Consider the following 10,222-nt stretch of genomic DNA (forward strand, 5'->3'; position numbering starts at 1 on the left):
GGCTCACCGGGCGCGCGGCGCGTGGCGCGCGCCGCCGGAGGCGCCGCATCCCTCGCGCGGGTCAGGCGACGCCGAGGCGGTCGAGGATCCAGGCCAGCTCGAACGCGCGCTCGCGCCAGGCGTTGTAACGCCCGCTGACGCCGCCGTGGCCGGCGACCATCTCGCACTTGAGCAGTGCGTCCGTCGCTCCGGCGTCGCGCAGCCGCGCCACCCACTTCACCGGCTCGACGTAGAGCACCCGCGTGTCGTTCAGCGACGTCACGGCGAGGATGGGCGGGTAGACGACGCCGTCGCGCACGTTCTCGTACGGCGTGTACGACTTCATGTACGCGTACACCTCCGGGTCGTGCAGCGGATCGCCCCACTCGTCCCACTCGATCACGGTCAGCGGCAGGGACGGGTCGAGGATCGTGGTCAGCGCGTCGACGAAGGGGACGGAGGCGAGGATCCCCCCGAACAGCTCCGGCGCGAGGTTCGCCACCGCGCCCATCAGCAGACCGCCGGCGCTGCCGCCCTCGGCGACCAGGCGGCCGGGCGAGGTGATGCCGGCGTCGACGAGGTGACGCGCGACCGCGACGAAGTCCGTGAACGTGTTGCGCTTGTTGCCGAGCTTGCCGTCCTCGTACCACTGGCGGCCGAGCTCGCCCCCGCCCCGCACGTGCGCCACGGCGAACACCACGCCACGGTCGAGTTCGGACAGGCGCATGGCGGAGAAGCCCGGATCGATCGAGTGCTCGTACGAGCCGTAGCCGTAGAGGTGGACGGGACGGTCGCCGGCCGCGTCCGGACCGACGGGGGATCCGGCCGAGCGCTTCCAGACGAGGGAGATCGGCACGCGGGTCCCATCCTCGGCGGTCGCCCAGTCGCGGGCCTGGGCGTACTCGGCCGGGTCGTAGCCGCCGAGGACCGGCTGGCGCTTGCGGAGGTGGAGCTCACGCGTGGCGAGGTCGAGGTCGTACACCGTGGAGGGGGTGACGAAGGACGAGTACCCGAGGCGCAGCGTCGGCGCGGCCCACTCCGGGTTGCCGCCGAGCCCCGCCGAGTACAGCGGCTCGGCGAACTCGAGCTCGTCCAGCGCACCGCTGCCGACGTCCAGCAGCGCGATGCGGCTGGTCCCCTCGCGGCGGTACTCCACCGCCGTCACGTCGCGGAAGCAGTCGACGTCCTCCAGTCGGCGACCCGGGGTGTGCGGGATGAGCACCCGTCGCGCGCCCTGAGGATCGTCGGGGGAGACGGCGACGAGCTCGAAGTCCCGCGCCCCGTCGTTGTGCAGCACGAGCAGCTCGTCCCGTCCGTCGACGACGGCGTGGTCGATCGAGTACTCGACGCCCTCGCGCCGCGGCCAGACCACCCGTGGAGCAGCGGTGAGGTCGTCCACGTCCAGGAGGTACTCCTCGCTGGTGATGTTGGAACCGAGCCCGATGACGAGGAAGCGGCGGCTGCGCGTGATGCCCGCGCCCAGCCAGAAGCGCTCGTCCGGCTCGTGGAACAGGCGCACGTCCTCGGTCACGTCCGTTCCGATCCGGTGCAGCCACAGGGTGTCAGGGCGCCAGGAATCGTCCACGGTCGTGTAGACGATGCCGGTGCCGTCGGGCGTGAAGAACGCCCCAGACGTACCGGGGATCTCGTCCGCCAGCTTCTCGCCCGAGACGAGGTCGCGCACCCGGACGGTGTAGCGCTCGTCTCCCTCGAAGTCCGTCGACCAGAGCAGGCGCGTGGCGTCGTCCGAGACGTCGAAGGCGCCGAGGGAGAAGAAGTCGTGCCCTTCGGCCTCCGCGTTGCCGTCGAGCAGGATCTCCTCGCCGGGCACGGGGATCTGCGGGTCCAGCACGGGCGGGACCCAGTCGCCGTCGTCCGCGATCCGGGCGCGGCACTGCAGCCCGTACTGCTGGCCTTCGACCGTGCGGCCGTAGTACCACCAGCCGCCGCGACGCGTGGGCACGGACAGATCGGTCTCCTGCACGCGGCCCTTGATCTCGGCGAAGAGGGTCTCGCGCAGCGGTGCGAGGTGCGCGGTGCGCTCTTCGGTGTACGCGTTCTCCGCCTCCAGGTGGGCGATCACCTCGGGATCGTCCTTCGCGCGGAGCCACTCGTACGGGTCCTCGACCACGTCGCCGTGGTGGGTTCGGGTGTGCGCGCGGCGGGCGGCGCGAGGGGGTTCCGGGCGGGTGACGGCGTCGACGGAGTTCACCTGTCCACGCTATCCGACCGCCGGGCACGCGGGCGCGGGGTCGAGTTGACCGCCGCGGGGCTCGGTGGGATCATTTCCCCGGGCCCGTTAACGGATGCTGAACCCACGGTGAACTCTTCGTTCGTCACGCCGATCTCGTCGGCAAACCTGCAACTGACGCGACTACTCAACGAAAGAGAACGGTGGAAACCGCAGCCCTCATCGTCGTGCTGGTGATCCTGCTGGCACTCTTCTTCGACTTCACCAACGGGTTCCACGACACCGCGAATGCGATGGCCACCCCGATCGCGACGGGGGCGCTCAAGCCGAAGACGGCCGTCCTGCTCGCGGCGTGTCTGAACCTCGTCGGCGCGTTCCTCTCCACCGAGGTCTCGCAGACCGTGTCGCACGGGATCATCAACGAGGAGAGCATCAGCGGGCAGGCGGAGATCTTCCTGCCGATGATCTTCGCCGGGCTCATCGGCGCGATCACCTGGAACATGCTCACCTGGCTGCTGGGTCTGCCGTCCAGTTCGTCGCATGCTCTGTTCGGCGGGCTCATCGGCGCGACCGTGGTGGGTGTCGGGTTCGCCGGCATCAACTTCGGCGCGGTGCTGTCCAAGGTGATCCTCCCGGCACTGATCGCGCCGGTCACGGCCGGGCTGATCGCCTTCGCCGCGACGAAGGTCGCCTACGGGATCACCCGCCGGTACGACGGCAGGCCGGACGGACGCTCCGGCTTCCGCTGGGGGCAGATCTTCACCTCGTCGATGGTGGCGCTCGCGCACGGCACCAACGACGCGCAGAAGACCATGGGCGTGATCACGCTCGCGCTCATCACCGTCGGCTGGCAGAGCTCGTCCCAGGCGGACCCGCACCTCTGGGTGATCGTCGCCTGCGCGGTGACCATCGCCCTCGGCACGTATCTCGGCGGATGGCGCATCATCCGCACGCTCGGCAAAGGGCTGACGGAGGTCAAGCCCGCGCAGGGCTTCGCCGCGGAGAGCTCCACCGCGGCGACGATCCTGGCCTCCAGCGCCTTCGGGTTCGCGCTGTCCACGACACAGGTGGCGTCCGGCTCGGTCATCGGCTCCGGACTCGGGCGCCGTGGCTCGACGGTCCGCTGGGCGACGGCGGGACGCATCGCGATCGGGTGGCTGCTCACCCTTCCCGCGGCCGGGGCAGTCGGCGCGGTCGCGGCCGTCATCGTGGTGTGGCTGGGGACGGCGGGCGTCATCGTGGACGCGATCCTCGCGCTCGTGGTGATCGTCGGCCTCTACCTCCGCTCCCGCAAGAACGCGGTGACGCATGCCAACGCGATGAGCGATGTGGCGGAGTCGGGCCTCGCCGTGGAGCTCCCCGAGAACCCCGGGCCGACCCGGCGGACCACCCGGATCGAGCTCGCACGGGCGCAGGCGCGCGCCGAGCGCAAGGCCGCAGAGGCGGAGAAGGCGGCCAAGCGCGCCAAGAAGCTCGAGAAGTCGGTGGGCAAGGGGCCGGAGGTGAAGGCGGCGCGCAAGGCTGCGGAGCGCGCGGCGCGGAAGCTCGCCGAGGCCGAGGTCGCCGCACAGGAGTGGGAGCGGCTCGGCGCGAGCCGCCGGGCCCGCGCGGAGCTGGCCGAATGGGACGGCACGACCGAGGGGGAGGAGAAGCGATGAGCGTCGAGATCGACTGGTCGGCCTTCGTCAGCGTGTTCTTCGCCGCCCTCATCGGGGCGGTCGCGATCGTCGGCTTCTACGCGCTCGGGCTGCGTCTGCTCGTGCGTGCCGGCAAGATCCCCGTCGTCACGCCCGCCGAGTTCACGGATGCGATCGCCGTCGTGTCGGAGAAGGAGATCCGTCGCGCCGCCAAGCAGGCGGAGAAGGCGGCGCGCAAGAGCCCGCTGACCGAGGGGCAGAAGCGTCTCGCCCTGGTGGCCGCGTACGTCTGCTTCGCGCTGTGCGCCCTCGCCGTGATCGCGGGGATCGTCCTCATCGTCCGCGGGTGACGATAGCCTGACGGCATGTCCACGGGAGAGTCCGCGGCAGTGCGGTTCGGCCGCTACGCCCCTCCGACGCACACCCTCGTCCACGTCAGCGATCCCCACCTCCTCGCCGGCGGGGCGCGGCTCGGGGACCGCTTCGACGTCGACGCCGCCCTCGCGCGCACGTTGGCCGCGATCGAGCGGGTCGAGGCCCGCCCCGACGCGATCGTCGTGACCGGCGACCTCGCCGACCTGGGCGAGGCGGACGCGTACCGGCGGCTGCGGGCCGCGGTCGAACCGGTGGCGGAGCGGCTGAACGCGCCGGTGGTCTGGGTGGCGGGGAACCACGACGAGCGGCCGGAGCTCCGCGCGCATCTGCTCGACGCGGAGCCGACGGAGGAGCCGGTCACCGGCGTCTGGGACCTCGGCGGCCTTCGTCTCGTGGCCCTGGACACGAGCGTTCCCGGATGGCACCACGGCGACATCGACCCGGAGCAGCTCGCGTGGCTGGCCGACGTGCTGCGGGAGCCGGCGCCGCACGGCACGCTCCTGGCCATGCACCACCCGCCGGTCCCCAGCCACCTGCCGTTCTTCGACATCCTGGAGCTGCGCCATCAGGAGGAGCTCGCCGCGGTGCTGGCCGGCACCGACGTGCGCGGGATCCTCGCCGGGCACCTGCACTACTCGCTGAGCGGGACGTTCGCCGGGATCCCGGTGAGCGTCGCGTCCGCGACCTGCTACACGATGGACGTCGCCCTGCCTGCGCCGGAGGTCAACGGACGGGACGCGGCGCAGGCGTTCCAGCTCGTGCACGTGCGCCCGGAGACGATCACGCACACCGTCGTGCCGGTCGTCGAGGCGGACACGGTGGACGCGTTCAGCGCGGAGTGGGTCGCGCGCATGGCGGCGCTGAGCCCCGAGGCGCGGCTGGAGGCGTTCTCGCGGAAGCCGGAGCGCTGAGCGCACGACGATAGACTGGTCGCATCCCCCTTCCTCCCGTTCGTCACCACCCACAAGGATGTGTCCATGGCCGCTGACGCGCCTGCCCTGACCCGCACTGAGACCGACTCCCTCGGCAGCAAGGAGATCCCCGCCGACGCGTACTGGGGGATCCACACGCTCCGCGCGGAGGAGAACTTCCCGATCACGAAGCGCCCGATCTCGGTGTACCCCGACCTGATCCGCGCCCTGGCCATGGTGAAGCAGGCCAGCGCCCGGGCGAACAAGGAGATCGGTGTGCTCGACGCCGATCGCGCGGACCTCATCGACGCCGCCGCGCAGCGCGTCATCGACGGTGAGTTCCACGACCAGTTCGTGGTCGGCGTGATCCAGGGCGGCGCGGGGACGTCGACCAACATGAACGCCAACGAGGTGATCACCAACATCGCCCTCGAGATGGCCGGCCGGGAGAAGGGCGACTACGACTTCCTGTCGCCCATCGACCACACCAACCGCAGCCAGTCGACGAACGACGTGTACCCGACGGCCGTCAAGATCGGGCTCTCGCTCAACCTCGTGGCGCTGCTGGACGAGCTCGACCTGCTGCGCCGGTCGTTCCTCTCGAAGGCCGCCGAGTTCCACGACGTGCTCAAGGTCGGGCGCACGCAGCTCCAGGACGCCGTGCCGATGACCCTGGGGCAGGAGTTCCACGGGTTCGCGACGACGCTCGGGTACGACCACACGCGTCTGACCGAGAACGCGTCGCTCCTGTTCGAGATCAACATGGGCGCCACGGCGATCGGCACCGGGATCACGACGCACCCGGCCTATGCCGCGGCGGTGCTGCGCCACCTGCGGGAGATCTCGGGCCTCGACCTGGTGACCGCCGACGACCTCGTCGAGGCGACGAGCGACACCGGCTCGTTCATGTCGTTCTCCGCATCCCTCAAGCGCAACGCGATCAAGCTCTCCAAGATCTGCAACGACCTCCGTCTGCTCTCCTCCGGCCCTCAGGCCGGGCTCGGCGAGATCAACCTCCCGGCGATGCAGGCCGGATCCAGCATCATGCCCGGCAAGGTCAACCCGGTGATCCCCGAGGTCGTGAATCAGGTCGCCTTCGCCGTCGCCGGAGCGGACATGACGGTCACGATGGCGGTCGAGGGCGGTCAGCTCCAGCTGAACGCGTTCGAGCCGGTGATCGCGCACTCGATCTTCCAGTCGATCACGTGGATGCGTCAGGCGATGTGGACCCTGCGGGTCAACTGCGTGGACGGCATCACGGCGAACCGGGATCGGCTCGGCGCGATGGTGGGTTCGTCGGTCGGCGTCATCACCGCGCTGACGCCCTTCATCGGCTACGCGGCATCGGCGGCGCTCGCGAAGACCGCTCTGCTCACGCACCGCAGCGTCGCCGACCTCGTGGTCGAGGCCGGTCTGATGTCGCGCGAGGACGTCACCAAGCAGCTCTCGCCCGCCCGCCTGTCGGGGCTGGAGACCGTCACCGCCGCGATCCCGGTCATCGCGGCCGAGGACCTCGCGGACGACTGATCTCCCGAGCACGCAGAACGCCCCGCCGGTCTCGGCGGGGCGTTCTGCGTGGAGCGGGTCAGTCCAGGATGCGGCAGTGCGTGGTGAGCTCGCCGATCCCGTCGATCCCCACCGTCACGGTGGAGCGGTCGCGGAGGAAGATCTGCGGGTCCCTTGAGTAGCCGGCGCCGCCCGGGCTGCCGGTCGAGATCAGCGTGCCCGGGAGCAGCGTCAGAGACTGCGACAGATGGGCGATCAAGGTCGCCACGGAACGGACCATCTGCCCGGTCGTCGCGTCCTGCACGGTGTGGCCGTCGACGACCGTCCAGATGTGGAGGTCCTGCGGGTCGGGGATCTCGTCCGCCGTCACCACGACCGGGCCGGTCGGCGTGAACCCGTCGAAGGACTTGCAGCGCGACCACTGCGCCTCCGCGAACTGGATGTCGCGGGCCGTGATGTCGTTGACCACGGTGTAGCCCCACACGTGCGCGAGGGCGTCGTCGGCGCTTACGTCCTTGGCGGCGGTGCCGATGAGCACCCCCAGCTCGGCCTCGTAGTCGACGGACTCGCTCAGCGACCGCGGCCAGGAGGTGGTCTGCTCGTGACCGGTGAGCGAGTTCGGCCACAGCGTGAAGACGGTGGGCGCGGTGTCGGTCTTCAGGCCGAGTTCGCTGGAGTGCGCGGCGTAGTTGAGGCCGACCGCGAGCACGGCCGGCGGCGCGATCACCGCCGAGGCGAACGCGAGCCCCTCCAGCGGAAGACGCTCACCCCCGTACGTGCGCGCGGCGTCGCGCACGGTGCCGAGGAGCGCGGATCCGCCGTCGATCAGCTGCTGCAGCGTCGACGGGGCTCCGGTGAAGAGCGAGGAGACGAGGATCGCCCCCGAATCGTCCAGCACGGCCAGGACCGGGGAAGGAGAGTCGGGGGAACGCAGATGAGCGAACCGCATGCCTCAACGCTACCGGAGGAGCGGCCGGACCCGACGGCGCCGGACCGGGCCGGAGGCGGGACCGGAAGGAGCGTCGGGGGAGCACCCGCCGCCGTCTAGGCTCTGAGGCATGACGTACGGCGCACCGCAACACCCTCAGCCTCGGTACGCACCTCCGGCTCCCGTCGCGCCGCCGGCGCAGGTGCCGGTCGTGCCCGTGCCTGTTCGCAAGGGGCGGAGCGTCTCGATCTGGCTCTTCGGGATCCTCGCCCTCGTCCTGATCGGTCTGGTCGGCTACTTCGTGACCTTCCTCGGGACGGCGGCGTCGGTCGTGGGGCTGGTCCTGGCCCTCGTGCCGCTCGGGATCGTGCTGTTCGGCGTGCACCTCATCGACCGGTGGGAGCCCGAGCCCAAGGGGGTGATGGCGTTCGCCCTCGCCTGGGGAGCGATCGCGGCGGTGGGCCTGTCGCTGCTGGTCGACCTCGGGCTGAGCTTCGTGATCCGCGGCCCGCTGCGCGAGAGCTTCGGAAGCGTGGTGCAGGCCCCGGTGGTGGAGGAGTTCTTCAAGGGGCTCGGCGTCCTGCTGATCTTCGCGGTGGCCCGTCGCGCGTTCGACGGCCCGATCGACGGGGTCGTCTACGGCGCCCTCGTGGGCGCCGGCTTCGCCTTCACCGAGAACATCCAGTACTTCGCCGTGAGCATGATCGAGGGGGACAGCGCCTCGTTGACGATGACGTTCGTGCTCCGCGGTCTGCTCTCGCCCTTCGCGCACGCGATGTTCACCGCCGTGACCGGGTTCGCCATCGGCCTCGCCGCGCGGCGAGTCCGGGCGGCCGGCAGTGTGATCGGCGCCGCCGCGCTGGGCATGCTGGGCGCCGTCCTGCTGCACGCCCTCTGGAACGGCTCGGCGATGTTCGGCGACTTCTTCGCGCTCTACGCGACCCTGCAGGTGCCGCTGTTCATCGGGTTCATCATCGCGATCATCCTGCTCCGCAGGGAGGAGGAGCGCGTGACCCGGACACGTCTCGACGACTATGCGCGGGCCGGGTGGTTCACCCCGCAGGAGGTCACGATGCTCGCCACCAGGGACGGACGCAAGGCGGCGCTCGCGTGGGCGGCGTCGCTGCGGGAGGACCGTCGGCCCATCATGCGCGGGTTCATCAAGGACGCGACGGCGCTCGCCGCCGTCCGTCAGCGGGCGATCGCGGGCACGGATCCGCTCGCGGCGCAGGACGAGCGGGCGCTTCTGGCCCGGACCGCGGCGGCGAGGGCCGCGCTGCTCGCCTACTGAGCACGGACAGACTCAGCGCCCGGTGTCGCGGCGATGCCTGCGTATCTCCCGGGCGCTGAGTTGATCTACAGACAGGGTGCACCCGCTCGCCGAGCGATGTCAAGAGGCCTGGGCGCGGGGTCCGCTCCGGGAAGCGGACGGACGCGGGGGAGAGGATTTCGCCCTCAGCGCACCGACCGCGTTGACCGCTCCGGGCGACCTCGGCTTGGATGGACACATGACTGAGCGCACCAAGCCCGAGTTCGACGCACCGACGGGACCGGCTCCCACCGAGCTGGTCGTCCGCGACATCATCGAGGGGACCGGCGACGAGGCGAAGCCCGGCGACACCGTCACGGTCCACTACGCGGGTGTCGAGTTCGAGTCCGGCGAGGAGTTCGACTCCTCCTGGGGCCGCGGGGAGACGATCCAGTTCCCGCTCCGGGGCCTCATCCAGGGATGGCAGGAGGGCATCCCCGGCATGAAGGTCGGCGGGCGTCGTGAGCTCGTCATCCCGCCGGCACTCGCCTACGGGCCCGCCGGATCGGGACACTTCCTCGCAGGCAAGACCCTCATCTTCATCATCGATCTCGTCGCCGTGGGCTGACCGACGCCGACCACGAGGACCCCGTTCGATCCCTGCGATCGAGCGGGGTCCTTCTGTGTGACGAGGAATTTCCCATGCACGGGAATACATTCACGCGCATGGAAGTTGCATCACACGTGCCGCGAGCGCGGCGACGACTTCACGAGGAGCAGACACCCATGACGATCGACATCCCCGGCTACCGTGCAGGCACCTGGGTCCTGGACCCCGCCCACAGCGAGGTGACCTTCAGCGTCCGGCACATGATGATCTCGAAGGTGCGCGGCACGTTCGGCGTCAAGAGCGCCACGCTCGTCGCGCCGGAGAACCCGCTCGAGGCGACCGTCGAGGCGAGCGTCGACGTCACCTCGGTGGACACGAACGACGAGAACCGCGACAACCACCTGCGCTCGGCCGACTTCTTCGACGTCGAGAACCACCCGACCATGGAGTTCGTGTCCACGGGCGCGCGCGTCGAGGACGGCGACTTCTTCGTCGACGGCGACCTGACCATCCGCGGCATCACCAAGCCCGTGAGCTTCGCGTTCGACTTCGGCGGCTTCGGCACCGACCCGTACGGCAACTACAAGGCGGGCGCGTCCGCGACCACGGTCATCAACCGCGAGGACTTCGGCCTCACCTGGAACGCCGCTCTCGAGACCGGCGGCGTCCTGGTCGGCAAGGACATCACGATCAACCTGGACCTGCAGGGCGCTCTGCAGCAGGACTGATCTCGTCGGGGGAGGGGGGGGGGGGGGGCGCGGGGGGGGGCCCCCCCCCCGCCGGGGGCGGGCGGCCGGGGGGGGGCGCCCCCCCCCCCCCCCCCCCCCCCCGCCGGG

9 protein-coding genes are annotated in these 10,222 nt (G+C 70.7%); 7 read left to right on the forward strand and 2 right to left on the reverse strand.

Features of this window, described 5'->3' with window-relative positions:
- Nucleotides 1–61: 61 nt before the first annotated feature.
- Nucleotides 62–2,191, reverse strand: coding sequence for a S9 family peptidase (locus V6R91_RS26455; RefSeq protein WP_336397675.1), 2,130 nt, complete (start codon nucleotides 2,189–2,191; stop codon nucleotides 62–64).
- 182 nt (nucleotides 2,192–2,373) lie between these two features.
- On the opposite strand from V6R91_RS26455, the gene V6R91_RS26460 reads away from it, so the two are divergent.
- The 4 genes from V6R91_RS26460 (at nucleotide 2,374) to V6R91_RS26475 (ending at nucleotide 6,620) form a co-directional block, all read left to right on the forward strand.
- On the forward strand, nucleotides 2,374–3,828 hold the full coding sequence (locus tag V6R91_RS26460) for an inorganic phosphate transporter (RefSeq protein WP_084344651.1): 1,455 nt from the start codon (nucleotides 2,374–2,376) through the stop codon (nucleotides 3,826–3,828).
- Nucleotides 3,825–4,157 carry a hypothetical protein gene (locus V6R91_RS26465; RefSeq protein WP_271061592.1) on the forward strand — a complete coding sequence of 111 codons (333 nt, stop codon included), beginning with the start codon at nucleotides 3,825–3,827 and terminating at the stop codon, nucleotides 4,155–4,157. Before V6R91_RS26460 ends, V6R91_RS26465 begins: the two co-directional genes overlap by 4 nt.
- A 15-nt stretch (nucleotides 4,158–4,172) precedes the next feature.
- Nucleotides 4,173–5,093 (forward strand): phosphodiesterase, encoded by a 921-nt coding sequence (locus V6R91_RS26470; protein WP_336397676.1) that lies wholly within the window; start codon nucleotides 4,173–4,175, stop codon nucleotides 5,091–5,093.
- A 66-nt stretch (nucleotides 5,094–5,159) separates the two neighbouring features.
- Nucleotides 5,160–6,620 carry an aspartate ammonia-lyase gene (locus V6R91_RS26475; protein ID WP_067247663.1) on the forward strand — a complete coding sequence of 487 codons (1,461 nt, stop codon included), beginning with the start codon at nucleotides 5,160–5,162 and terminating at the stop codon, nucleotides 6,618–6,620.
- Between the two features lie 58 nt (nucleotides 6,621–6,678).
- Here V6R91_RS26475 and V6R91_RS26480 read toward each other — a convergent pair whose 3' ends face one another.
- On the reverse strand, nucleotides 6,679–7,548 hold the full coding sequence (locus V6R91_RS26480) for a fumarylacetoacetate hydrolase family protein (protein WP_336397677.1): 870 nt from the start codon (nucleotides 7,546–7,548) through the stop codon (nucleotides 6,679–6,681).
- A gap of 190 nt (nucleotides 7,549–7,738) precedes the next feature.
- On the opposite strand from V6R91_RS26480, the gene V6R91_RS26485 reads away from it, so the two are divergent.
- The 3 genes from V6R91_RS26485 (at nucleotide 7,739) to V6R91_RS26495 (ending at nucleotide 10,114) form a co-directional block, all read left to right on the forward strand.
- Nucleotides 7,739–8,818 (forward strand): PrsW family intramembrane metalloprotease, encoded by a 1,080-nt coding sequence (locus V6R91_RS26485; RefSeq protein WP_336397678.1) that lies wholly within the window; start codon nucleotides 7,739–7,741, stop codon nucleotides 8,816–8,818.
- Nucleotides 8,819–9,035: 217 nt separating this feature from the next.
- Nucleotides 9,036–9,404 (forward strand): FKBP-type peptidyl-prolyl cis-trans isomerase, encoded by a 369-nt coding sequence (locus V6R91_RS26490; protein ID WP_336397679.1) that lies wholly within the window; start codon nucleotides 9,036–9,038, stop codon nucleotides 9,402–9,404.
- 158 nt (nucleotides 9,405–9,562) lie between these two features.
- Nucleotides 9,563–10,114, forward strand: a complete 552-nt coding sequence (locus V6R91_RS26495) for a YceI family protein (RefSeq protein WP_067247676.1) — start codon at nucleotides 9,563–9,565, stop codon at nucleotides 10,112–10,114.
- Nucleotides 10,115–10,222: the final 108 nt, after the last annotated feature.

It is taken from the genome of Microbacterium sp. CCNWLW41 (assembly GCF_037083505.1).